The organism is Pirellulaceae bacterium (assembly GCA_029243025.1).
Lineage (GTDB): Bacteria > Planctomycetota > Planctomycetia > Pirellulales > Pirellulaceae.
This window is the reverse complement of sequence record JAQWSU010000051.1, coordinates 53,572-79,365: the sequence shown is the minus strand read 5'-3', so window position 1 is coordinate 79,365 and position 25,794 is coordinate 53,572. Positions and strand designations below refer to the sequence as shown.

General features: G+C 52.4%; 23 protein-coding genes. 10 read left to right on the top strand and 13 right to left on the bottom strand.

Going from position 1 to position 25,794, the window contains the following annotated elements; genetic code table 11:
• Positions 1-174 precede the first annotated feature (174 nt).
• Entirely contained in the window at positions 175-777 is a 603-nt protein-coding gene (lexA, locus tag P8N76_25060) for a transcriptional repressor LexA (GenBank protein MDG2384965.1), read from the top strand.
• A 45-nt stretch (positions 778-822) separates the two neighbouring features.
• On the opposite strand, the gene P8N76_25055 is transcribed toward lexA, so the two are convergent.
• Positions 823-2,670: a sigma 54-interacting transcriptional regulator gene (locus P8N76_25055; protein ID MDG2384964.1), complete on the bottom strand. Its 1,848-nt coding sequence runs from the start codon at positions 2,668-2,670 to the stop codon at positions 823-825.
• A 114-nt stretch (positions 2,671-2,784) separates the two neighbouring features.
• Entirely contained in the window at positions 2,785-3,975 is a 1,191-nt protein-coding gene (locus P8N76_25050) for an LptF/LptG family permease (protein ID MDG2384963.1), read from the bottom strand.
• 209 nt (positions 3,976-4,184) lie between these two features.
• Here P8N76_25050 and P8N76_25045 point away from each other — a divergent pair, with 209 nt between their 5' ends.
• Positions 4,185-5,207 carry a class I SAM-dependent methyltransferase gene (locus P8N76_25045; protein ID MDG2384962.1) on the top strand — a complete coding sequence of 341 codons (1,023 nt, stop codon included), beginning with the start codon at positions 4,185-4,187 and terminating at the stop codon, positions 5,205-5,207.
• Between the two features lie 11 nt (positions 5,208-5,218).
• On the opposite strand, the gene P8N76_25040 is transcribed toward P8N76_25045, so the two are convergent.
• Positions 5,219-6,499 (bottom strand): protein phosphatase 2C domain-containing protein, encoded by a 1,281-nt coding sequence (locus tag P8N76_25040; protein MDG2384961.1) that lies wholly within the window; start codon positions 6,497-6,499, stop codon positions 5,219-5,221.
• Positions 6,500-6,808: 309 nt separating this feature from the next.
• On the opposite strand from P8N76_25040, the gene P8N76_25035 reads away from it, so the two are divergent.
• Entirely contained in the window at positions 6,809-7,339 is a 531-nt protein-coding gene (locus P8N76_25035) for a PEGA domain-containing protein (protein ID MDG2384960.1), read from the top strand.
• A gap of 53 nt (positions 7,340-7,392) precedes the next feature.
• On the opposite strand, the gene P8N76_25030 is transcribed toward P8N76_25035, so the two are convergent.
• The 5 genes from P8N76_25030 to P8N76_25010 all read right to left on the bottom strand — a co-directional run bounded on the left by P8N76_25030 (position 7,393) and on the right by P8N76_25010 (position 13,865).
• Positions 7,393-8,487, bottom strand: coding sequence for an MlaD family protein (locus tag P8N76_25030; GenBank protein MDG2384959.1), 1,095 nt, complete (start codon positions 8,485-8,487; stop codon positions 7,393-7,395).
• Positions 8,488-8,533: 46 nt separating this feature from the next.
• A complete protein-coding gene (locus P8N76_25025; protein ID MDG2384958.1) occupies positions 8,534-9,358 on the bottom strand; it encodes an ATP-binding cassette domain-containing protein in 825 nt (274 codons plus the stop codon).
• A gap of 71 nt (positions 9,359-9,429) precedes the next feature.
• Positions 9,430-10,296, bottom strand: a complete 867-nt coding sequence (locus P8N76_25020; protein MDG2384957.1) for an ABC transporter permease — start codon at positions 10,294-10,296, stop codon at positions 9,430-9,432.
• A 263-nt stretch (positions 10,297-10,559) separates the two neighbouring features.
• A complete protein-coding gene (locus P8N76_25015; protein MDG2384956.1) occupies positions 10,560-13,109 on the bottom strand; it encodes an ATP-dependent Clp protease ATP-binding subunit in 2,550 nt (849 codons plus the stop codon).
• A 147-nt stretch (positions 13,110-13,256) separates the two neighbouring features.
• On the bottom strand, positions 13,257-13,865 hold the full coding sequence (locus P8N76_25010; protein ID MDG2384955.1) for a tetratricopeptide repeat protein: 609 nt from the start codon (positions 13,863-13,865) through the stop codon (positions 13,257-13,259).
• A gap of 105 nt (positions 13,866-13,970) precedes the next feature.
• Between P8N76_25010 and P8N76_25005 the strand changes: the two genes are divergently transcribed.
• The 7 genes from P8N76_25005 (at position 13,971) to P8N76_24975 (ending at position 19,366) form a co-directional block, all read left to right on the top strand.
• Entirely contained in the window at positions 13,971-15,356 is a 1,386-nt protein-coding gene (locus P8N76_25005; protein ID MDG2384954.1) for a thiamine phosphate synthase, read from the top strand.
• The gene (locus P8N76_25000; GenBank protein ID MDG2384953.1) at positions 15,353-16,258 is read left to right on the top strand and encodes a hypothetical protein; all 906 of its coding nucleotides are present in this window, start codon (positions 15,353-15,355) and stop codon (positions 16,256-16,258) included. The genes P8N76_25005 and P8N76_25000 overlap by 4 nt, the downstream gene beginning before the upstream one ends.
• A gap of 21 nt (positions 16,259-16,279) precedes the next feature.
• Positions 16,280-16,852, top strand: coding sequence for a class IV adenylate cyclase (gene cyaB, locus P8N76_24995; GenBank protein ID MDG2384952.1), 573 nt, complete (start codon positions 16,280-16,282; stop codon positions 16,850-16,852).
• A 182-nt stretch (positions 16,853-17,034) separates the two neighbouring features.
• Complete coding sequence (locus P8N76_24990) at positions 17,035-17,493, top strand: hypothetical protein (GenBank protein MDG2384951.1); 459 nt, start codon at positions 17,035-17,037, stop codon at positions 17,491-17,493.
• An 86-nt stretch (positions 17,494-17,579) separates the two neighbouring features.
• The gene (locus P8N76_24985) at positions 17,580-17,795 is read left to right on the top strand and encodes a hypothetical protein (GenBank protein MDG2384950.1); all 216 of its coding nucleotides are present in this window, start codon (positions 17,580-17,582) and stop codon (positions 17,793-17,795) included.
• Between the two features lie 39 nt (positions 17,796-17,834).
• Positions 17,835-18,593, top strand: a complete 759-nt coding sequence (locus P8N76_24980) for a peptidase (protein MDG2384949.1) — start codon at positions 17,835-17,837, stop codon at positions 18,591-18,593.
• A gap of 494 nt (positions 18,594-19,087) precedes the next feature.
• Positions 19,088-19,366: a hypothetical protein gene (locus P8N76_24975; GenBank protein MDG2384948.1), complete on the top strand. Its 279-nt coding sequence runs from the start codon at positions 19,088-19,090 to the stop codon at positions 19,364-19,366.
• Positions 19,367-19,561: 195 nt separating this feature from the next.
• On the opposite strand, the gene P8N76_24970 is transcribed toward P8N76_24975, so the two are convergent.
• From P8N76_24970 to P8N76_24950, 5 genes are read right to left on the bottom strand one after another with little or no spacing between them, the layout of a single operon-like run.
• Complete coding sequence (locus P8N76_24970) at positions 19,562-20,641, bottom strand: Mrp/NBP35 family ATP-binding protein (GenBank protein MDG2384947.1); 1,080 nt, start codon at positions 20,639-20,641, stop codon at positions 19,562-19,564.
• Positions 20,642-20,697: 56 nt separating this feature from the next.
• Positions 20,698-21,120, bottom strand: a complete 423-nt coding sequence (locus P8N76_24965; protein MDG2384946.1) for a hypothetical protein — start codon at positions 21,118-21,120, stop codon at positions 20,698-20,700.
• Positions 21,121-21,133: 13 nt separating this feature from the next.
• Positions 21,134-22,507, bottom strand: coding sequence for a helix-turn-helix domain-containing protein (locus P8N76_24960; protein MDG2384945.1), 1,374 nt, complete (start codon positions 22,505-22,507; stop codon positions 21,134-21,136).
• Between the two features lie 18 nt (positions 22,508-22,525).
• Positions 22,526-24,079 carry an NADH-quinone oxidoreductase subunit N gene (locus tag P8N76_24955; GenBank protein MDG2384944.1) on the bottom strand — a complete coding sequence of 518 codons (1,554 nt, stop codon included), beginning with the start codon at positions 24,077-24,079 and terminating at the stop codon, positions 22,526-22,528.
• The gene (locus P8N76_24950; GenBank protein MDG2384943.1) at positions 24,069-25,787 is read right to left on the bottom strand and encodes an NADH-quinone oxidoreductase subunit M; all 1,719 of its coding nucleotides are present in this window, start codon (positions 25,785-25,787) and stop codon (positions 24,069-24,071) included. Before P8N76_24950 ends, P8N76_24955 begins: the two co-directional genes overlap by 11 nt.
• Positions 25,788-25,794: the final 7 nt, after the last annotated feature.

Here is a 25,794-nt window from a genome sequence, read left to right as displayed (position 1 = left end):
AATTGTAGTTTGCTACCGAACATTATCGTGAAGCGGAAGACAATTCAACGATTTTGACGTTTCAGCGACGCCCAAAACGATAGTGTACAAACGCTATTGACTCTGTACACGCGTATATTATAGTAGGTTCAGCGATGAAGTTCACTCAAAACCCCGTGGTGGGAAGCCTTTCTCATGTCTCAGTTGGACCAACTTACCAAACGGCAACGTGCTGTCTACGAATTTATCCGCGACAAAATTCAAAATCGAGGATACGGCCCAACTGTACGTGAGATTGGTGAGCGATTCAAAATCAGCTCGCCCAATGGGGTCATGTGCCACCTGAAAGCCCTGGAAAAGAAGGGACTCATTACGCGCGAACCCAATATGTCTCGCGCCATCCGACTGGCCGCCTGCGACGAAGATCCCACTGGACTTCCGCTCGCTGGACGGGTCGCCGCTGGCGTGTTACACGAAGCGGTGGAACAAGATGAACGAATTGATTTCGGGGAAATGTTCGCGCGCAAAAACCAGTTTGTCCTGGAAGTGAGCGGCGATTCAATGATCGAAGCCCAAATCGCCGACGGCGACTACGTCGTGGTCAAAAAACAAAAGGTGGCCACTGCCGGCCAGATGGTTGTGGCTCAAACCGACGATGGTGAAGCGACGCTGAAATATTGGTTTCCAGAACGAAATCGGATCCGATTACAACCGGCCAATTCGTCGATGTCCCCCATTTACGTTCGTGAAGCTCAAGTGCTTGGCGTCGTTGTCGGCGTTGTACGCCAAATGGCATAGCGGGCCGTTTGAATCGATCGTCGGCCGAAAAATGCCAGCAGTTCCTCAGCGTGGAATGTCATACTCATCAATCTTGCGATAAAGCGTCGCGCGGCCAATACCAAGCAATTTGGCCGCTTCAGGTACCTTCCCTTGGGTTCGACGCAAAGCATCTTGGATGAGCTTCTTCTCCCAATCAGCGATTCGAAGCGATGTTGGCTGGTCCGAAATCTCTGCTGACTGAATACCCAAATCCTCCGCTTGAATCCGATCACCGGTGGCAAGCACAACAGCGCTGTCGATGACGTTTCGTAGTTGCCGCACGTTTCCCGGCCAATCGTAATCAAGGAGACGTTGCCGCGCAGTGGGCTCCAACTGCAACTTGGGACGCCCATGTAGACGTCGAAAATGTGCGAAGAAATGGTTGATCAACCGTTCAATGTCTTCACCTCGGTCACGAAGCGGTGGAATCATCAGTTCAAACACGGTCAATCGATAGTAAAGGTCTTCACGGAATCGCTTTTGAGCCACTAACTCTTTCAAGTCACGATTCGTGGCGGCGAGCACCCGGACATCGACCGTAACATCTTCGACTGCCCCGACTGGCTGAAAGGGATGTCCCTCAAGAATCCGTAACAACTTGGCTTGGCCCTCCAAAGGCAACTCACCGATCTCGTCCAAGAACAGCGTCCCCGTGTCGGCCTGCTGAAACCAACCGACCCGATCGGTTTCTGCACTTGTGAAGGCCCCTTTCTTGTGTCCGAATAATTGACTTTCGACAAGCGGTGCAGGAATTGCGGCACAATTGACGGAAAGTAACGGTCGGTCAGAACGAACACTCGCTCGATGCAAAGCCCGAGCGACCAGCTCTTTGCCAGCGCCGCTCTCACCACGAATCAAGACACAACCGCTGGCATGAGCGATGCGTTCAATCTGCGACTTGAGATCCAACATAACACTGCTGAGCCCGATCAATTCGTCGGAGGCTGCCGAGTTCACAACCAGACGGGCATGATCGGCTGCCAGCGACGCATCCTGACGAGCCCGCACCAAAGCGACCGACATCAGGTTGGCAACGGAAATGGAAAAATCAAAATCAGCTTGTCGAAAGCGACCGTTCTTGAGATAGAGATGGAGCACACCCAAAGTCACTTTATTTTTTACCAGTGGCACGCAGATCGCGTCAGAATACTTTCGCAGCGAACTCTTAGGACCTGATGATTGGTTGGAGATCCAAACCGCCCTCCCCTGTTCGCAGACCACATTAGTAAGATCACTACTGAGCGAGACATCTTCATCTCGTCGCGGCAAGACGAGCTTTGGACGCAGCACCCCCTCGTCACTCGCCCATAGAAATCCAACAACCGCGGCTTTCGTTCGATCGTGTAATAAATCGAGGGAAGTGGCAATCACTGGATCTGGCTCGTGATACTCCAAAAGCTTCACGCTTAATTGGTAGATCACGAGCAAGTCATGTGCAAATTCGGCGTTTTCAAGTGCGGTCAAGAGAATTTTGCTGGAGTCATCCGTGTTGACCTGTGCTTCCTTGACAACCGTCTCCGAGCGATCAAGCGACCGGACGGCCGTCCGCGTGGGTGGTTCATCTGAGAGATGGAATACGAATTCACTGGCGCCGAACTTGAGTCGGCTACCATCTTGAAGGCGAACCTGCTCAGCCCGCTCTTCATTAACATAACATCCATTACGACTCCCTGAATCCAAGAGCCACCAACCATCGTCGCGCAACTCCAATTCGGCATGCACCCGCGAGCAGACGGGATCAGTCAAGACAATTTCGCAATCGGTACCACGACCAATCCTATTTTTGCGATCGACTAATAATAAGAAGTTCGTCCCCATTCGGGGACCTGATGTCATGGTGAGATACGAGTAGTCATCGGTTCTGGGTGCCATACGTAACTCGTTCCAAACACGACTTATTTAAGACGCTTCCGCCACGAGAAAAATCGACTTTCGGAAGGCGACCTTGACATCCGACTTAAATGCCATTCTAAGGATCCCCAACCACTAGTATCTTATCACCTTCCTCGTCATCAAAACGCCCGCAACCAATAGAACAAGATTTCCCAGCCAAACGGTGTAGGGTGGAACCGAACCGTTCTTGCAACGGTCCACGGCGAAAGCAAGCAGCGGATAGTAAATCAGGAGAATCGGCAGAAAACAAGCGGCGAAAGTTGTGAAGAAGTTGGTCGTCCTCATTCGAATCGATAGAGGAGCTCCCAATAAGACAAAAAAGAAACAACTAAATCCATTTGCCCAGCGACGCCAAGGTTCCAAACGCAACCGGTGCAATCGGTCTCGAGCTCCGTCAATCGAACTTTCGCGGAGCCCCCACCGTCGTTCGTTAGCGAGTTCGATGAAGTCTCCCGTCATCATCTGGAATCCGGCCGTCGTCGCAAACCGCCGCTCAGAACGATCCGTGATGGCCTCCTGATTGGCAGTTTCTTGAGCGATCAATCGCAATTGAATCACCGACGGACTATCCCCGTTGTTTCCTTTGCGAGTCGCATCATTGAGCGGAATCACCTGTTCATAGGTATCGGGAAACGCAACAGACCATTCGTCTCCCATATCGATAGTGCCATTTGTCAACAGGATACTTAGCGTGTTTTCGTCAGTATCGCTTTTCAGTTGAGCTTCCGTCGCATTGATGCTAATCGCCGGCGCGTCCTTCGTACCACGAATTTCGATCATGGGATGAACCAATCGATTACCATCCACATCTTGGACGTTGATCGAAAACAATCGTGAACTATACGACCGTTGAGTGCGCAACATATTATAGGCGACTTCCTCCACCGACTCGACAACCACCTGATAGATGCCCATTCGCCCCCACGACACGGCAATGTCATTGATCCAAACAGCAACCAGGCTGACAAAAAAAGCCAAGATCAGAGCAGGATAAATGACTGACATTGGTGAAATCCCCAGCGATTTGAGCGCCACGATTTCATTGTCAGCTGACATTCGACCAAAGACACTGGACGCAGCCATCAGTATCGTTGCTGGGACAGAAACTTGTAGCGCGACCGGAATGACGTAAGGAATCATGCGCATGATTGGCCCGACGCCCAACCCTTCACGCAAGCCTTCCTTGGCAACACCTGCAAGGATCAAAACGGAGGTGATCGCCGTCAGCGTCACGAGAAAAACGGACAGAAGTTCGAAGACAACATACCTGGTGATTCGGCGCATAAGTCTCTCAAGGCGCGATCGTCGGAAAAACAGATCCGGAATGTAGCAGGAATGAAAGAATCCGCAAACGACAGCTTCCATGATGTCATGCCAGCGACAGCACTGCCAGCGACAGCCACTGATTGCGTTGACGTCACCCACAAAGTTCACTACAGTTGCCTCGCAATCGTCGATAAACCACCCGCCTGTTCATCAAGGGAGTGACGAACATGAGTGATCCGATCGCAATCGAACGATCTTCGCGAACGGCGCCATGCAACCTCTGCAACGAGCCCCATTTCGAACTCATTAGCCGCACGGATCGACGTTCGGATCCCTTGAAGACGGTCATCTGTCGAAACTGTGGACTCGTATCTCATGAGTCGATCCCAAGCGACGAGGAGGTGGATGCGTATTACGCAACCGAATATCGAAACGACTACCACGGCGAGCACGCGCCGTCAGCACACCGCATCATCCGAGCCTGGGAAGGCGCTCAGTGGCTGCTGAATCTGATTCGCCCCTACGTCCCATCAGGCAGTAAAGTATTTGAGGTTGGGGCAGGGATCGGATTCAACGTAAAAGCTTTTGAATTAGACGGTTACTCCGCGAGCGGCATCGAACCAGGACATGGCTTCCAACAGTTTTCGCGTCAGTCTTTACGGGCAAAAATCAGCCGTGACTCATTGAGTGACCAACCCAAGTTGCCGCGTTACAACTTTGTCTTGCTTGTGCACGTGATTGAGCATTTCAATTCACCTCGGCAAGCTCTCCAACATATTCACAACATGCTCGAACCGGAGGGTCGTCTGTACGTGGAGTGCCCTAATCTTTCTGAGCCTCACGCAGCACCGAGCAAGTTGTTTCACTTCGCTCACATCTACAACTTCACACCAGAGACACTCGTTGCTCTGGCAGAATCGTGCGGTTTTCAGGTAACCGCCTGTTTGACGGAACAGCATGGGCGTGCGCTTCGCTACGTTTTCCAAAAATCCGATGACTGCGAACTCAAAGTGCAGTCAGACAGTTACGCCAAGACCGTCGCGCGCCTGAAGCGATTCTCGGATTTCACCTACCACGCGCGACCCCGATATCTGATGCACCGAATCAGCCGAGACATTCGCTTTGCTTCCAATCATTGCTTTGCAAAGGCACGTGTAAAGCGTCTGCTAGGCAAGATGCAACAGGGATCGGCCAACGAAAAAGAAGCCGCCCTCTTTCGAAGCAATCGGCCGGCGACAGCGTCCCATTGATGCGACGAGGCTTAGCGGAAATTCGAATCTCTTGAAGACCTGAGTGAATTGGCAAACACGTTCACTGCCACTGCCAACATCCGCATGCCCTCGCGATGCTCACCCTGTGCAGATCGTGTACGAGCTTCTGACAAGCACGCCTTGACCCGAGAACGATCGACAACCAGCGCTTCGCTATACTGGCGAAAATTGTCATGCACCGCACGATAGAGGAGTTCCATTCGTTCCGCGGTGACGGGACAATCCAGCGTCACATAGGGCCCGCGTCCCAATCGTCGGCCACCGACCAAAGCAATTCCACCCGAGCCACCACGACTCTGCCAGATCGCAATCGGAATTGCAACTGCACCCACAAGAAATGCTGCGAGTGCGAGCCAGTAAAGGGTCGAGACCACTAATCCTGCCGCAACAATCCAGCTTACCGCCATCACAACCCAAACACCGACATGAACCTGGCGGTCAGGTGTCAATTCTGCGCCAACGGTGAGTGGCTCGCAACGACGGCGTCCACTCATATCATCACCCACCACTTTTGCAACCGTCATCGTTATGTTGTCGGGGCCACCTCGAAGGTTGGCCAAATCTGCACAAAACGCAGTTACCTCATTCGGAGGCAGAAGACCGAGTATTAGTCCAAGTTCGTCATCTCGGATCTTGCCAGTAAGCCCATCACTACAAAGCATGAACGTATCGCCGAGTTGAATCGCAAAAGGACCTTCCAGATCAACCTGAACTTGAGGTTGCGGACCGAGTGAACGAGTAATGACATTCTTCGGTATGTTGATCGAGGCATCCGTGTCGTCGATTTGCCCCGTCGCCTGCATCTCCCACACCAAACTGTGGTCGAACGTCAACTGCTGAAACTTCGTACCTCGCAAGCGATACACGCGACTGTCGCCAACATGAGCAACCAAAGCGCCTTGCGGCAAAAGCAGCAGTGAGCTGCAAGTCGTACCCATATTGTGAAATTCCGAATTCGCCTGGCCGCGCTGGTGAATCTCTGTATTGGCTTCGCGAACAGCCTTTAAAATGGCTTCCGGCGGCGATAGCTGGCGATGCTGGCAATAGTGGTGCGAGACGCCTTCCACCGCCATTTTGCTGGCCAACTCTCCGGCTGCATGGGCGCCCATCCCATCTGCCACCACAAACAGGTGCCCCCGACTTCGCCAGACTTCCGCCGTTCCCTGCACGAGCTCCAGGTGCGAATCTTGGTTGTTTAACCGCCGCATCCCGATGTCGGAAACGAAAGCAAAATCGATTGACGGATTCATAGTTTCTGAGATTTGAGACATGCCATTTTGATCGTCGTCGACAGTCACGCCAACTTCAAACGCTAGCCTCGCGACGGAGTGTTTCAGAGCGAACCGCAACTGCCACTAACACTTCTTGGGCACATGGGGTGTGGATGTCGCCATTGTAGCGATAGCTGACAGCGTTCGACAGCACCCGGAATGCAAGCATACTGAACACAATCAAGCAAAACTCCATGCTCAGATCGGTCTGGCGGTAGCTCAGGGAGAAATCTATACTTCGCCGCCTTTTAATCCCATGGAATTGTATTTTCCATAGACTCGATCCAGGAACACGGCTGATCTCACCGAATGAAGTCGACGTTACTATCTCTGCTAATAATTGGCCTCGTTTCGACCGGTTGCGTTCGCCGCCGTATGACGGTGCGTACAGATCCCCCGGGCGCGACCGTTTATGTGGATGATCAAGAGATCGGTACCACTCCGGTTTCAAGCTCCTTTGTCTACTACGGAACCCGTAAGATTCAGGTTGTGAAAGACGGTTTTGAAACCGAGACCGTCATGAATCGTATGCGAGCTCCCTGGTACCAGATTCCACCGTTGGACTTTTTTTCCGAGAATCTTTTTCCTCGAGAGATTCGAGATGAAAGAATCATCCAAATCGAGATGGAGCCCCAGAAGGTCATTCCAACCAACGTTTTATTGGATCGTGCCCAGCAGTTGCGAACGTCAACCATCGAAGGCTATTCGATACCAACCCCACCAACAATTGAATCCTCCGCCCCCATGCCTCCGCGAGGCGGTGAATTACCGCCCCCATTCCGGCCGGGGACACCGGCGACACCGGTCAACACGCCTCAACCTTTCTATCCACCAGGCTAGACATCACCAGGCTGGGAAGATCTTGCGTCTCCAAGAGTTCGACCTGCTGAGAACTACTTCAAGCCAGATTGCTGGCGACCGATGGCTCCTCGCAAAATCCGTCCGGGATTACGTGCCATCTTATCGGAGATCACACGAGCATCGTCAACGATGGGCTGCAACTGGAAGGTGATATCCTCAATATTCGCAGCGGCATTATTCAGCCGCTGATAGAGGTCGGGATTGTGAACGAATTGTCCCAACGTCCCTTCACTTTCATTAATCGCTTTGGTGAACTGCTGTAATTCGAGCATGACGCCATCCAATCTTCGCAGGCTTTTTGTCAATGAGGAGGCAATTTCATCTCCCCGTTCGCCCAAAGGCTTCGTCAGCCCCTGGAGGAATACAAGATTTTGCTCCGCCTCGTCAGCAACTCGACTCAACCCAGCAATCAAGTTGCTCGTATCGGCTAACACTTGGGGAACTTCGTCGAGTGCCTGCTTTAGTTTCAACATGAGTTCTTCATCGGTGACCACGTCCTGCACCGCAATCATCGTGGTATCGAATCGACCAATCGCCTGTTCTGTCTTTCCCATGATACGACTGAACTGATCCTGGTTATTCACCACCAAGACATTGAGATTTTTTGCGACTTGCCCAATTTCTGTGCCAGCCTCTTCGACAGAGCCCAACACGATCCGCAAGTCGGATGAGAGAGTGGTGAACACTTGCATCGCATCACTCATCATCGAAATGGCATCTTTTGAAACGATACCTTCGAGATACGCCCCGTCCTCCAGGGTTTCATTAGGCAAGCCTTTCTCGCCACTCGGGACAAACTCCAGCATGGCGTCCCCCAGAAAGTTACCTGTTCCAATCCGACAAATCTCATTCGTCTTGATTTTCCGATTGGACTCCAAGCGTGCCGTAATTAAGACTCCACCATCATCCTCCAGATCGACAGCCGTGACACGCCCCACCAAAATGCCACTCTTTCGCACAGGGGTATTGACGGTCACTCCTGGCGCGGAAGGGAAATGGATAAAGACCGTCTTACGTCCCGCAAGCACGCCTTGGCCACCATCGAAGATAACGACCAAAATGACGGCAATGATGACTGTGGCTGCGACCAACACGCCAACGCGAAATTGAAGTACTCGTTCTTCCATGACTCGGTCTTTCTGATTCCGTTGTTCTTCGCGTTTTTGATCCCGATCAATGATCGCGACGCAGTTCCATCAAACGTTCGCCAGCCTCGCCTCGTACAAATTGCAATACACGCTGATCTTCGGACAATTCAAGCTGCTCCGGAGGGCCATCAAAAATAATTTGTGGATCCTGCTCGCCGAGGCGTGCAAGCGGGTAAATCATCACGACTCGATCGGCAACCTTCTGAGCGGTATTCATATCATGGGTAATGACGACACTTGTAACGTGAGTACGTTGTTGTGTTCTCATAATCAATTCGTTGATGACGTCACTCATAATTGGGTCAAGGCCTGTCGTCGGTTCGTCATACAGAACTAATTCGGGGCCCATTACGAGCGCTCGAGCCAACCCGACGCGTTTCCTCATTCCTCCCGAAATTTCGGCAGGCCGTTTGAAAACAACCGATTCGGGCAACCCCACATCAAACAATGCCCGGCGCACCGTCTCCTCGACTTCGACATCCGCCATTTCACGATGCTGTCGCAAGGGGAAAGCAACGTTTTGCCCGATGGTCAAACTGTCAAACAGAGCTGCCTGCTGAAAGACAAAACCAAATCTTGTACGAATGGCGGTAAGCTCTCGGTCAGACAGAGTCGACAAATCGCGACCCTCAAAACGGATCACACCTCGAGTCGGACGCACGAGACCGATGATGGTCTTCAACAGAACCGTTTTTCCGCAACCGCTCTCACCGATGACAACCAGCGTTTCTCCACGAGGAATCTGCAAGTGGATATCTCGCAATACTTCCTGATTGCCAAAGCTGACACCCACGTGGTCAACTTCCACCAGGCAGCGTTCATCCGCCGCAGATTCTGCCGCGTCAGCCATCTTCGAATCCTGCTGATTTTGAATTAATGTCGCCGCATCAACAACCATTGATATACCACCGAACATCGCAACTAGAGCAAGGAAGCACCCTCTGGCCAAATGGCATAGTAGAGCGCATCCAATGCAATATTCATGAACAGATCAGAAGCGAGAATCAGAACAAAAGACTGTACAAACGCCGATGTGGCCGCTTGCCCAACACCCTCAGCACCCGGCCGGCAGGTGAATCCCCGATGACAACTAATCAAAGCGATGATCGCACCGAAAACAAAGCTTTTCGAAACACCGCTTAAGAAATCCCAAGTGCCCACATATTGCTGCGAGTTGTAAAGGTAGTGATGTTTATCGATGCCCAAAAACACAATGCTATAAAAATACCCACCAACGACGCCCATAAAGTCCGCCATTACCGTCAGCGAAGGAATTACAAAGAAGCAAGCCAGAAATCTCGGAACGACCAAGTAGTGAATGGGGTTGGCCCCCATGCTATCGAGAGCGTCAATCTGTTCCGTCACCCGCATCGTTCCCAACTGTGCAGCAAGTCGGCTTCCGACTCGTCCCGCCAACATCGTCGCAGCCAATACCGGACCCAATTCACGAACCAATGACATGTTGATGACTGCACCCAGGCGAGTTTCCAAACCCAATTGTCGAAACTGAAAGTAGCTTTGGACCGCCAACACCATCCCAATGAAGGTTCCGGTTAATGCAACCACCGGCAAGCTGAGCACACCCACTTCGAAGAAGTTCGGCAGCAATGTCTCTCGACGCGGCAAGCGAGTAAACATCCAGGAAATTGTCTTTCCCGCAAACTGAGCGAAGTCCCCCACAGCAACGAATGCGTTGATCACGACGGCGCCCCAGTCAGCGACCCAATCGGTCATTGAATGTAGTAGCCCCTGGGAGGGGCGATCTGGAGCAACCGATCCTTCAGACATGACTCGCGTTCCACCTCAGTTGTTAAACAGGAGCGCCATGCGAGCGCACGACGCAGTCTGATCGACCGTAACTATTATTCGGATCGTCATCCCTAAGGCTTGAGGAAAGATTACCGATCACTACAGATAGAAAGGACAGGCAAGATAGGTATCTTTAAATCACTATCGAGTCATCATTTGCTCTGCTTTCACAACCAGGCGCAAAACAAAGGTCCGTCAATTGACGGACCTTTTGAACTCGTGAAGTAGCGAGGCAAGCGGGCCTATTCCGAAGCCGGTTCCTCGGTTGAATCACCCGCCACCGCAGCGGCCGGTTGTTCATCAGGCTCAGTCGGGATGCCTTTGAAGGTTAGATGACGGATCTTACCTTCATCATCCTTGACAGCGTCAACCGTAATTCGCTCCATGCCTTGGAATTCACCCTTCAGCAGCTCTTCCGACATCGGATCTTCGATGAAACTCTCGAGCGCTCGACGAAGCGGGCGAGCCCCGTAATCGAGATTGGAGCCTTTTCGAATCAAGAACTGTTTTGCTTCCTCGGTCAGGAGCAGCTCATGGCCTCGTTCGAGCAATCGCTCGCGAACCTTGCCCAATTCCAGGTCGATCACTTCTTTCAGATCTTCATTGGTAAGGTGTCGGAAGATGATCGTATCATCCAACCGGTTGAGGAATTCGGGTCGGAAGACCTTTTCGATCCGCTCGTTCACACGTGCCTTCATACTTTCGTAGGAGGCATCATCATCGGGTGCTTGGAATCCGAACGACTGCTCGTTCTTGATCGCTTCCGCACCCGCATTCGTGGTCATGATGAGCACACAGTTTCGGAAGTCAACGTTTCGACCGAAGCTATCGGTGAGACGTCCCTCTTCCATTACCTGCAGCAGCATGTTGAACACATCGGGGTGAGCCTTTTCGATCTCATCGAGAAGCACCACCGCGTACGGCCTACGTCGAATTTTCTCGGTAAGTTGGCCCCCTTCTTCGTATCCAACGTAACCAGGGGGAGCACCGATCAAGCGACTGACATTGTGTTTCTCCATGTACTCGCTCATATCGATTTGAATGAGCGCGTCTTCATCACCAAACATAAATTCGGCGAGTGCCTTGGCGAGCAAGGTTTTGCCAACACCCGTAGGTCCTGCGAACACGAAGGAGCCGGTCGGCCGTTTTGGATCTTTCAATCCGCTACGACTGCGACGAACCGCTCTGGCAATCGCTTTGACGGCTTCATCTTGGCTGATGACCCGATTGTGCAGATCATTTTCCATCCGCATCAGTCGCATGCTGTCTTCGGTAGACAGACGTGTAAGCGGAATGCCAGTCATCTTGGAAACGACCTCCGCAATGACTTCTTCGTCGACGACGCCATCGGTCTGCCGAGACTTTTCTCGCCAGTCTCTGGTAATGGCATCTTTTTTCTTGCGAAGCTTGTCAGCCTGATCCCGAAGGGAAGCCGCCTTCTCAAAATCTTGGTTGGCAACCGCTTCTTCTTTATCCTTATTCAGGCGTTCAACTTCTTCGTCAATCTCTTTCAAGTCCGGCGGTCGAGTCATTGTTCGAAGCCGCACACGAGCTCCCGATTCGTCGATCACGTCAATCGCCTTGTCAGGAAGACAGCGTCCGGTGATGTACCGGCTCGACATTTCCACGGCGGCCTCGATCGCATCGTCCGTGATCTGAACACGGTGGTGATCTTCGTACCGATCACGCAATCCCTTCAGAATTTCAACCGTCTCACCCTTGGTCGCCGGATCGACCATGATGATCTGAAAACGACGATCCAAAGCACTATCTTTTTCGATGTACTTGCGATATTCATCAAGCGTTGTGGCACCAATGCACTGAATTTCACCTCGAGCCAAAGCAGGCTTGAGCACGTTGGCCGCATCGATGGCGCCTTCCGCACCGCCCGCTCCCACCAGCGTGTGTAATTCATCGATGAACAGAATCGTGTTTTTGGCGCGACGAACTTCGTTCATCACGGCCTTGATTCGTTCTTCGAATTGACCGCGATATTTCGTGCCAGCGACCATCATCGCCAAGTCCAACACAACGATTCGCTTGTCTGCAAGCAATTCGGGCACATTACCGCTAATGACCCGTTGTGCGAAGCCTTCCACGATCGCGGTCTTACCGACGCCGGCTTCTCCTAGGAGAACGGGGTTGTTTTTCGTACGTCGACAGAGGATCTGAATCGCACGATCAATTTCTCGCTCGCGACCGATGACAGGGTCAAGCTTAGTTTGACGGGCCAATTCGGTTAAATCTCGACCGAAGCTGTCCAGCGCCGGTGTCTTGGATTTGCCACTTTTGGAAGGATTGCCTTCGGATCCACCACCTTCGCGACCTCCGCGAGTCGTTTCGCCCCCTTCCATACCGTGACCCAACAGGTTGAGAACTTCCTCGCGAACTTCTTCGAGTTTCAGGCCGAGGTTCATCAACACCTGAGCAGCGACCCCTTCTTGTTCTCGTAAGAGTCCAAGCAAGATGTGCTCAGTACCCACATAGTTGTGGTTCAGGTTTCGCGCCTCTTCCATCGAGTACTCGATGACTTTCTTGGCACGAGGCGTTTGCGGCAACTTGCCCATCGTGACCATTTCTGGTCCGCTCTGGACGAGCTTCTCGACTTCGAGGCGAATCTTTCTCAGGTCCACGTCGAGGTTTTTGAGCACGTTCGCAGCGACACCACTACCTTCTTTCACCAGACCGAGCAGAATATGCTCGGTGCCGATGTATTCGTGGTTGAACCGTTGCGCTTCTTGGTTTGCCAGTTGCATCACTTTTCTGGCACGGTCCGTAAATCGTTCGTACATTTGAAAGCTCCTTCGGAGCAAACGATGAAAACAAGTCAGGCGTCAACTATTCGCGGTTGATACAACACAACGATCCGGCACACTTCCGGCAAGGCAAGACTCTCGCTTCATTCGTTCCGTTTAAAATGGTTTTCTCTCTCGTATAGGTCATGCCGCTATCGAGCGTTCATTGACCAGTCCGGGTCGACCCTCCGGCATGGATTCGTCCAAATTGCCGGAGGTTTCTAATCGGCTGAGCAGTCTCCACTCTCGCTCAATCTCCATATTCCATTCAGAAGCTCGTTCTAATCGTTGAAGTCGTCGCAAATGTTCCCGAGCCTCCTCTAGCAAACCTTGGTGCCGACTCAAGGTCGCCAGCATTAATCTAGCTTCTGTATCACGAGGATTCTCATGCAAGATGCTGCATAACAGATCCTCTGCACCCTTCCATTTACATCTTAAGTATTCCCCGCGAGCAGCCAAGAACAAGTCCAACTGTCCATCCCGGGCAGAAACGAACTGATGATTGGCCAAAAAACGGTTCGAATCAACCCAACCCAGGACCCAATAGAGCAGCGTCAAGAACCACAAAAGCACTCGAACCCCATCAGGGAGCAATTCGTCCCAGACCAGAGAACTCACCAAGGCCGCGCTCAATAATGCCGTGAATCCGAATGCGTACAGCAGCCCTAGGAACGCCCCATGGCGCCAGATCCGCCCAAGACCCGGCCACGCGTACACGGAAAGACGACAAACATGCTGGAAGATCCCGTCCATGGCCTCACCAACCTCGCACCTGCGATTCCTCGAAACCTGAGCCGAATTCTAGCTTTCTGTTGCCACCCGATCAAGCCAAAGTATTCGCTATCAAAGAGTTAGGCGATGCCATTGCTGCTTCCAGATCCAAATCGTCCACCGGAAATCGTATCGACCACCAACCGCTCGATCGGCAATCTCAGCATCCCAGTCCAACAGAAACGCGACACTTACGTAGAATTCCCGCCAACGGAGGAGGCCAAACGACTCAGCGGCGTTCAATTGCCATTCCCTCTCGCTTCTGCAACACTGCGATCCGTAGCATCAAAAGGGGCCGACTGGAGAAAGCCTCCCCGAATCAGCCTCGCACCCAGCCCTTTCCTTGCTCGACCGACAAATTTGGATGTGCCCCACCGGGACAACTGGACAGTTTTTATGACAGCCTCTTTTTCGCAAAATGCAATGCGAATCATCGATGTCAACGCAAATCGAGCCGCCGAAGGATTGCGTGTCGTCGAGGAGTACCTGCGATTTGTCAGTCAAAATCCGGGGCTTGCGCAGCATTGCAAGCAGATCCGACATGATTTGGCAGCAAAAATCGCCCAATTGGGCCCCCAACGTGTTTCGGCACGTGATACGTCTCGAGACGTCGGCCGGGCTCTCACGACTGAAAAAGAGTTCGAACGCGGTTCATTGCACGATGTGGCAATTGCCAGTTTAAATCGAGTCCAGCAGGCGATGCGCTGTTTGGAGGAATACGGCAAGCTCGCCAACCCGATCGTCGCGGCAAGCTTTGAAGGGTTACGTTATCAAAGCTATGAACTCGAGAGTGCCATCCGTGCTCTCCAAGTCGGCACGTCAGTCTTGAAAGATGCCAAATTGTACGTTCTGATCGATGGGGCCGATGGGGCGTTGAACTTCGAGAAAAGGGTGAGACAACTCGTTGACTCCCGTGTCGACATGCTCCAACTACGTGATAAGCAACTTGATGATCGACAACTGTTGCAACGCGCACACGCCCTGCGGAAAGCCACGGCCGACTCGACCACCCTTATGATCGTCAACGACCGACCCGACATCGCCTGCTTGTCGGGTGCGGATGGTGTGCATCTCGGTCAAGACGACATGCAAGTTCACGAAGCGCGGCAGATCATGGGAACAGAACCGTTGATCGGCGTCTCCACGCATTCGCTGACCGAGGCCCAACAAGCCGTGAGTGACAGCGCAAATTACATTGGCGTCGGCCCTACATTTCCCTCTCAAACAAAACAATTTGCGGACTTTCCAGGACTTGCACTGTTGAAGCAGATTAGCGACCAGGTTGCCTTGCCCGCCTTCGCCATCGGCGGCATCGGATGGCCCGAAACCGAATCGGTGCTCAATACTGGCATCCATCGAGTCGCCGTTGGTGCAGCGATCTGGAACAGTCCGCAACCCGCCGAACAAGTGGCCCGCTTTCGACAACAACTGACCCCTGCAGTCACCTCAACCAGCTACGGAGACACGCCATGATGCTCCGACTTGCCCCCATGATGATAGCAATTCTCGTGGCGACCTCGATCGACAGCGCACTCAGCAGCGAGCCTTCGTCGAATCTTCAGTATGGTACTCCGAAATTGCTCGGGACGCTCAAAAACGACAAGATCACGGAAAGCAGCGGGCTGGCCGCATCCAATCGCCATCCGAACATTTTCTGGACCCACAATGATTCGGGCGACAAACCTCGCCTCTTTGCTTTCGATCGATCGGGGAAGCACGCAGGCACCAGTGCACTTCGTGGAGCCCAGGCGATTGATTGGGAAGACATGGGAACGTTTCGCTATCAAGACCGACCTTTCCTCTTTGTCGCCGATACGGGCTGCAATGACCTCAAACGTCGAAATTACACGCTCTATACGGCCCTGGAACCGAAAACGCCCAAAAAGGACACCCAGGTTGTTCATCGCATTGATTTCAGCTACGCCGACAAACGGGCGCACAACTGCGAAGCGGTCGCCTACGACCCACGAGATAACCAATTTCTCTTGATCGAAAAAAGAAAACATCACCAAGTGCTGTTCCCCAGTCCTGTCTGGCAACTCAACTGGGATCCCACGCAACGCACTCAAACCCAAATCGCCCAGCGGATCGGTGAGATCCGCTTTCCAATCGTTACAGGCCTTGATTTGGCCCCCGACGGCTCTCGAGGCTTCGCAATTACCTACTTGGGTAATGGCGCAGAGTTGCAACGACGAGCAGGCGAAAGCTGGCAGACGGCCCTCCAACGGCCTCTGAGAACAATCGCGTTACCACCACGGAAGCAGGGAGAGGCCGTTTGCTACGGCAACGACGGTAAAACCCTTTTCCTAACCAGCGAGAAAAAGCCAAGTCCGTTCTATATGGTACCGATAACTAATAACACGCAAAATCGTTAAACTTTTACAACCACTGGGTCGATGATGCAATTTGAAGTCGAAAAGAAGTTTTGGATTAACAGCCTCGATGAGGCCATCGAGAAAATAGAAAAGCTGGGCACCGTCATTGGACCGCCGATCGAACAGATCGACACCTATTTCGCGCACCCTCAAAAAGACTTTGGAAAGACTGACGAAGCGCTCCGACTTCGAGCCATTGGCTCCGAGAACTTCATCACCTACAAAGGCGCCAGAATTGACGACACGACAAAAACTCGAAGGGAACTAGAACTCCCTTTGTTAGACGGTCGTGAGTATTCGGAACAGTTTGTCGAATTACTCACTCTGCTCGAATACGAGCCCGTCATGACAGTCCGTAAGTATCGCCGAAAAGCGGAATACGAATGGCAAGGCTATCAGGTGGAAATCTGCCTGGATGAAATCGACCAACTGGGACAATTTGTGGAGCTCGAGATTACGAGCGACCTGAAACACTTAGATGCCACGAAGGTGGCCCTCCTGTCGCTCGCCGAGCACCTGAAACTTTCACGACCGGAGAAACGCAGCTATCTCGAGCTTCTATTGAACCAATTAGGGCCCCAGCAGGTCGGATAGATCACCCATGACCAGGATTCATTGACACGTATGCCGCAAAAACACGGTAAGAAGTCGTTGATTTACGGGATCACAACCGGATTACGTATCTGTATAATGTAGGCCGAAATGAAAAAGCGGGGAGACAAACCTGCAAAGGCCGATCCACCATCCACATCGATATCTGAGGGAGAGGGAAACCCATGCTTAAGCGACAATTAGTAACCGCGTTTTCGATCACCGCAATGTTCATCGCTGGAACTCTGGTCGCGGAAGATGCGAAAAAAACTGACCTCAGCAAAGTGAAATGCATCGTTTCCGGTAAAGCCATCACCCCGGAAGCAACCGCCGATTACAAAGGGGGGAAGGTTTACTTTTGCTGCCCCGGTTGCCCCGGTGCCTTCGCTAAGAACACAAAGAAGTTTGCCACCAAAGCCAATCATCAACTGGCGATGACCGGCCAGTTTGTACAAACCAATTGCCCCATGTCAGGCAAGCCGGCCAAGGCCGACAAAGTTGTCAAGGTCGCTGGTGTTGACGTCGCGTTCTGCTGTGGCAACTGCACAAAAGCTGCTGCCAGCAAGAAAGGTGACGAACAAATCAACCTGATCTTCAACGACAAATCGTTCAAGAATGGCTTTGAAGTCGCCAAAAAGAAATAGGCGACGAGATTGTCGTCAGATCTATCAAAAGGCGTTTCCAAATCGGGAACGCCTTTTTTTGTGGCTCCCCCCATACTGATTGTCAGTTGGCAAGACAAATCACTCCGAAGATCGAGTCAAAGTTCGTCATTAGCCAAATCCAAAAAGATGATCGCTGGCCGGAAGCAAAGCTCTATCAGCGAACTGGGATCAGCGAACTGGGATCGAATCGCGTTGTAATGGTCGCATCTCAATTGGCCTCGCGTCATTCACAACTGCCGGGCTACTTCCATCTGAATGACCTGCTAAAATCGGTGCGTTAGCGATCGTTTCAACACACAAATTTTTCTGGAGTCAGACGATTGATATTGGGTGAACCTCCCCGCACGCAATTTGACATTAATTTCAGTCTATTCGGCTTTCCAGTTCGCGTTGCACCTTTCTTTTGGATCGCTGCTGTGCTGCTTGGCTACGGGAGCACCGAAGGCGATCCCCCCCTGCTCTTGGCCTGGATTTTGGCCGTCGGAATCTCAATTCTGATCCATGAATTGGGGCACGCTTTTGCCTTCCGATACTTCGGAAGTCATTGTCACATAGTGCTTTATCACTTTGGTGGCTTGGCGGTTCCTGACAGCCATTCGATGAATGCTCGGGACCCATATCGCCAAATCGCGATTTCCTTCGCCGGTCCCGTCGCGCAACTCAGCGGCGCGTTATTAATGGTTATCAGTCTGCTGCTCCTCGGCTACTCGGTTCCGCTCGGTGGCTTTGTTGGAAATCTCTTACCAATTATCGACGCGCCATCTCCACCACTGAGTGTATTTTGGTTTGTCCTTTACTTCCTCTACATCAGCGTCTACTGGTCATTGTTAAACTTACTACCAATCTATCCACTCGACGGCGGACAGATCTCTCGCGAGCTATTTGTGATCTTTAGTCGTACTGACGGCATAAAAAATTCTCTTTTGCTTTCAGTTTTTACGGCGGGTGCTGTTGCCCTCTTTGCGCTGACAAATCGAGACAGCTATTTGATGATCATGTTCGGCATGCTCGCGTACTCGAGTTACCAAACTTTGCAAGCGTACACCGGTCGTGGCAGTGGATACGGACGCGGCTGGTAAAAAAATCGAACAACGTCACACCCCTTTAAAAACAGCGTAAAACGCGATCTCCACAAAGCAACGCAATAGTCGTATGACATAATCACGTCACACTTCTAACGTAAATTCAAAGAGATCAATCAGCCTGTCACGCAAAAGCTAACCGTGAAGCAACGAACGTTGATTCATCAACACATTTCAACAATGACAACGACGTTTTCATGCATAAGAAGAGACAAAGAATTACAACAAAAGATTAAACTTGGGGTTGACGAACAGTTTTGGATTCTAAAGATTACGAAAAATAAGCGACGTTTTGCACGCATGTTTTCAACTCGTTGTTTCAGGTTCACCAGAGAGTAGGTTGGCATTGATCAGACTTGGAACGGATTTCAGTAATGTGAAAACCCGATATCGGGATTACGATTGAAGGTGAGTAAGACTCGAAGGCTCAAGGCATAACGGAAGCCATTTGAGACGGAACTCGCCAGTACTTTTTCAACGGAGGACGAACTGTGGCCAAGAAGAAGAAGGCGACTCGCAAGAAAGCCGCTAAGAAGGCCGTCAAGCGTAAGGTCGCTAAAAAGAAGGTTGCCAAGAAGAAGGTAGCCAAGAAGAAGGTAGCCAAGAAAAAGGCAGCCAAGAAGAAGGTAGCCAAGAAAAAGGTAGCCAAAAAGAAGACTGCCAAAAAGAAGACTGCCAAAAAGAAAACCGCTAAGAAAAAGGCCGTTAAGCGCAAGGTCGCCAAGAAGAAGACCGCTAAGCGTAAGGCAGCCAAGAAGAAGCGACGCTAGACCATTGCGGCAATTTGCCGCGTTTGGGCGCGATACAACGAGACAGAGCCGCTTGTGATCATTCAGGCGGCTCTAGTTTTGCGCCAAGAGGGCATCGATCTAACCAGAATCGAACACAGCCCCACTTCCCCCAAACTGACATGCACTCCTCGGCTCATCGCCGACTGCGATGGCCTTTCCTGCCATAAAGAGCGTCTACAGGACGTTGAGGGTCGGAAGCGGTGGCTCTTCCATCACCTGCTGGGCCAAATTCCTCACCAACTGATGCGTCAGCTGCTCCAAATAGGGACGTGTCGCCTCGTCCTCAAAAACGGCGTTCATTTGCCCTTTGTCGCCACTGGTACGAATCCCCACGTTGATCGGAATCTCGCCTAAGAAGGGCACCTCGAGCTCTTCAGCACGTTTCTTGGCACCACCACTGCCAAATATGTCATATCGCTTGTTGCAATCCGAGCAGATGAAGCCACTCATGTTCTCCACCATGCCAAGCACTGGAATATTGACCTTCCGCAACATGGCGATCGCTTTGACCGCATCCAACAAGGCAACCTCTTGGGGCGTGCAGACGACGACCGAACCGGAAAGGGGCAACAGCTGGGAGAGCGTCAGCGCAATGTCTCCGGTTCCTGGAGGCATGTCGATGATCAGATAATCAAGCTCACCCCATTCAGTATCACGCAAGAATTGTGTGATGGCTCCGTGCAGCATCGGCCCACGCCAGACAACCGCTTCCCCGGGCGGTACCAGGAAGCCCATCGACATCACTCGGATGCCATCCTTCTCGATCGGCTGAATCCGATTGTTGAGAATCTCCGGTCGCCCACTTACGCCAAGCAGATGGGGAATACTCGGCCCGTACACGTCTGCATCGACAAGTCCGACGACAGATCCTGAACGTTGCAAGCCGTAGGCAAGTGCCGAAGCGACGGTGCTTTTGCCGACACCACCTTTGCCCGATCCGACCGCGATTACCGACTTCGCAGCGAGTCCAATTTCACCAATCTTTTCGGGCCGCCGATCAAGGACTGCACGTTCAACCTTGATCTCGCTGGCCTGTGGCAAAGCGGCCTTCAAATGCTGCTCTGCCTCTCGATATGTCTCATCCCAAAGCGGAGCAGAATGCGTGGTCAGTGCGAGAGTCACACAAACACGTCGATCCTCAATCGCCAGATCCTTGACTTGCGACATGTCAACGACGCTACGCCCCGTTTCGGGATCCTTGAAGTTTTGCATTGCTGCTTTAACCACCGCAGCATCTAACGCACCACCGGCCATGAATCACCTCATATGCTAAAGGTTCCAGGTCGCTGTAACCGCCCGCACGGGTGACTTCAGGACCAGGGTAAATTGTTCCAAATTCGCTGCTCGAGCGACAGGGGCCCGCTGCGAAACCGCTGAAAGTGTCGCTGAACCTGGTGTTTAACACGTGGAACATCCTGAAAAGAAGCAAGCAGATCGCTCACACCCATTTCTCGCAGCCAACAGTGCCACGTGCCCGAGCTTTCCCGAGAAACAATGGCCAGAATTAACAGATCGGGGAAGCCCGCTCGGATGCTTGTCACCCAATCTGCCACCTCGGCCGGCTCCCAACATCCGGTTTCCAACACAGTCACTGCCTGAGGATGGGCTTCGACAAAACGGCCACAGTCGGCCAAGAACCGCGTTTCAAAGACTTGCTCGAAATGCCGTCGAAAGACCGCAGCCCATTCACCCGTCTTTTCACAAATCACCAATTCCCGCATAGCGACGCCCACTGATCCCGATCGGTCAGGATGAAATTTTCAATGTTTCCAGTCGGCGGAGTAGCCGACCGCGTGAGATACCCAACAGACGTGCCGCCTGAGCCTTGTTGCCACCAGACGTCACGAGGGCCCTTTGGATCAATTCCCTTTCAATGTTGGCCAGATAAGACTCCAACTCGATCGTCTCGACCTGCCGGTGCGGATAGCGATCAGCATCAATTGACAAACTGATCGCGTCTGGCAGATCCTGTTCGGTAATCAGCACCCCTGCTGCGCAACGATGGGCCTGTCGAACAAACTCAAACAACTGATCCACGTTTCCAGTCCAACGATAGGCCAACAATAGATCCATCGCGCGCTGGGTGGTACCGAGTACCTGCTTACCACCTGCCGCGTTTTGATTTTCGATGGCCACCTGAATCAGTAGCGGTAGATCGTCTGGACGCTCCAACAAAGTCGGCAGTCGAATCACCAACGTCGTGAGTTTTTCAGCCAAGTCGGCCACGAATCCGGCTTTTTTCGCCAGCGTCACCAAATCCGTACCTGCGGTCGCCAACGCTGTCACGTTCAATTCTTCCAAACACAGAAAATTCAATAACACAATCTGACAATCAAGGGATAGCTGATCGACATCCAACAAGAGCAGATCGACACCGCCCGATCCCTCCAGCTCGCTGGACTCGCGGATCACGTTGTCCATCGTCGACCGCATCAACTCGCTGTCCAGAAGACGGCAATCCAAAGGAATCAAAGCGATCTGAGCCGATTGGGATCTGGACGAATGGATCGTTCGCATCATCCGCTCTCGCCCGGAACCTGGTGAGCCCACGGCGAGCACCGCCCCCTGACCGGCGCAAGCAAGACGCACCTGATCCCGCACGCGCTGCATCTGCACGCTACTTCCAACCAAGTTGTCGAGGCGGTAGACGTCGCGCTGAACATTGCGCCAATATTGCAGCTGCTCATGAAGCTTGGCCGGTTCAAACGCATCTGACGCTTCCGACAACGGCTGGCAAGTAAGATCCTGAGGAGCCACGAGCACCAACACGCTGGTCACGTCAGCACCGAGCGAAAGCGGAATGAATTCTGCCTCGCGCCGTTGACAAGAACCCGGCAAAGCTACGATTCCACGGGATCTCACGCCTGAAAACGCATCAAGCGACGGACACAGGCCAGCTGACACACGATCTTTTGATGATTCCGTGGCAAGAGGCGGGGCGTTCTCAAGCGAATGGTAATCCCAACGGACTCCCAACAATTGATCAGACGCACAGTCAGTCCAGCGACAACATGCTTGATTGCAGTACTGCAGTCGACGATCCGCATCCAGTACATAAATGGGGCAGTCCGCCTCGTCGAACAGCGAACCAAGCGAGTTCTTTTTGCCAGATCTGGCCATTTTTTTCTTCGCGAAGCGTTAAGGTCGACGTGGCTTGGTCACCAACGTCAACTCGGGATCCACCGATTTGACCACCGAGACCGATCGAGCCGCTGCCTCTGCTCGGAGCATCGCACCGGATGTAAACAGCCCGATGCCAATCACAATCCAAACACTCAATAATGCCACCAAGCCAGCTCCCGGATTTCCTAGCGGTGGCTTTTTCGGGGAGGACTCATCGGCATTGAAATAAATCACGCCGATCACTCTCAAATAATATGCGGCCGCAATCGCTGCGTTCAAAGCCCCCAAGACCGCAAGCACAATAAACCAGTACCGCGTCCCACCCGAGCTCGAAAGACCGACATCCAAGGCCGACTTGAACAAGGTCAGCTTACCCCAAAATCCCGCTAAGGGAGGGATGCCACTCAGTGAGAACATACAAACCGCCAGACAAGCACCAATCACAGGATGCGTGCGAGCCAGTCCAGCGAGCTCGCGTAGCTGAGAAAAACTGAAATCGTCATCACTTAGATAAGCGAGCACCGAGAAAGCACCAATCGTTGCCACCGAATAAACAACCACATAGAACACCATCGCTGTGATCGCGTCTTGCGTGGTCGCCGCATCGATTTGCCCCCCCAACGCCGCCGCCAATCCAATCAGCAGATATCCCGCGTGGGCAATCGAAGAATAGCCCAGCAAACGCCGCAGATTGTTTTGCCAGAGTGCGGCGACATTGCCGAGCGTCATCGTCAACACCGCCAAAACGATCGCAAGCTGCCAGGGGAAAAGTGACTCGCGAGGATAAACCGCAATCAAAATGCGGACCAACCCAATAACGCCGGCCATCTTGGGCACAATCGCCAATACGGCCGCATTCAAGTTAGTGGTCGCCTGATAAACATCTGGTGCGTAGAAGTGGAAGGGAACCGCAGCCACCTTGAAGGCCAACCCGGCAATGATCGCCACCAGCGATATCGGAAGAAACGAGCGAAGCAGCGGAGCCGAATCGGCCTGCAAACTGGCCCGGATTAACTGAAATTCAATTTCACCGGTCACGCCATAGAGTGACGCAAACCCGTACAACATCAGAGCGGACGAAAGAATGCTCAGGAAAAAGTATTTTGCCGCTGCTTCATCAGACTGACGATCCGACTTGCCGATGAACAACAAGACATAGGTCGGGATCGATATCAGTTCAAATCCAAGAAACATCATCACGAGGTCAGCGGCCGAACTCACAACCATAAGCCCGGTAACAATCAGAACAAGCGCAGCGAGGAGTTCAGGAAACAGCTTAAACTGCCGACTTTGAGTGGCAAACAGCGTAAAAAGCCCGCCGAGACCGAGTGCCGTCCAGCGAAAATATTGCGAGAAGCCATCGAATCGCAACGGTCCCGCGGCAACAACCTGCGCCGCGGTGGGCTGCCGCGAAAGCATGACAGCCACAACGCCGAAGATGAACAGCGAAACAATCGTCCAACTCAGTTTTGACCGATTGAAGGTTCCACCAATCAGAATGACGACCGCAAGCAACACGAGCGTCACTTCCGGCAACAAATTGACAATGGTTTCGGCGTTAACGGGCACTTGGTTGACTTTCCTCTCTGTTCCGCGTCGAAGCCAGCGCCGCAGGCGGACGGTCTGCGGCTTGGCGAGCGGCTTGAATCGAATAGTCGATCGTGGGCTGCATCCGATCCAGGAAGAATTTCGGATACAACCCGATCCAAAATACCAAAATGGCAAGCGGCACTAACGCCCAAATCTCACGGCCAGTCAAGTCGCCAGGTAGCTCACCTTCGGCGTCCTGCCCGGAGGGCTCTTTCAGCTCGCCAAAAAAGACGCGTTTAACCAGCGACAGCATATACCAAGCGCCCAGCACCACGCCGAAAACTGCGATCACAGAGATTATTTTTAGCTGAGCTCCCCACGGTCCAGCCTGCTGGGCCCAACCCCGTTGAAAAGCTCCCGCTAGAATCAGGATCTCACCGGCAAAGCCGTTCAGCCCAGGCAATCCGATACTCGAAAATGTGAACAACAGCATGAAGAAAGCAAAAATAGGTAGTCGCTTGGCAAGACCGCCAAAGTCCGAAATTTCACGCGTATGATATCGCTCATATAACATGCCGATCAGTGCGAAAAGTGCACCTGTCGAAATACCATGATTAATCATTTGCAAGGTAGCACCTTGGACTCCTAACGGATTTAGGACAAACAATCCAAGCATACAAAACCCAAGGTGACTCACGCTCGAGTAGGCAACCAGGCGTTTCATGTCCGACTGGGCCAACGCCACGAACGCGCCATAAATAATTCCAATCACCGCTAACCAAAGCAGCACGGGGGCAAAGGCAACAGTTGCCTCGGGTAACATCGGAATGTTGAATCGCAAAAAGCCAAACGTCCCGATCTTCAACAAGATTCCCGCCAGAAAAACACTTCCAGCGGCCGGCGCCTGAACGTGGGCAAGTGGCAACCAAGTGTGGAAGGGAAAAAGGGGGACTTTGATGGCAAAACCTACAAATAAGGCCAAAAACACCCAAGATTGCAAACTGTTCGCTAGGGGAAAGCAAGTCAATCGGACGACCAATTCCGGAATCGAACAACTGATCGCACCGTGCCCCATCCCCTGATTCATCATCTGCTGATGAACTGAAATGACGATGGTCAACAGTCCGATAAAGGTCAACAGACTGCCGGCCAACGTGAACAAGAAAAACTTTTGGGCTGCAAATCGCCGCTGCTCGCTCCCCCAAATCCCAATCAAGAAAAACAATGGAATCAGGGTAAACTCGAAGAAGATGTAAAAGAGGATTAAATCTCGCGCCGCAAAGACACCCAAGCAGCCCGCTTCGAGAAGTAGCAGCATACCGTAGAACAAAGCAACCCGTTCCGTGATTGCCGTCCAACTCACGAGCACTGCACTAAGCATCAGCAGTGCCGTGAGCGCGTAGAGCCAAACACTCAAACCATCCAACCCGATGGAAAATCGAACATCGATTCCGGTCGAGGCGGGCAGCCATTCGTATTCTGTGCTGGCAAACGCGGTCGTCGCCGGGTCAAAGGTTTTCAGAATGGATGGGTCTTTCGCGGCCGCATCCAGCTGTTCGGCCATGTAAATGTCGCCGGTGGGTTCGAAACGGCTAACCACCAAAAAGGCGGTGAAGCAAGTCACGAGCGAAACACAAAGCGCTACACGACGAACAAGTACCACACTGCCCGCACCAAGCGAGCAAATCAGGATGGATCCCAAGATCGGCAAGACGATCGAAATCAACAAGAATATCGAGGAATTCATTTCGACA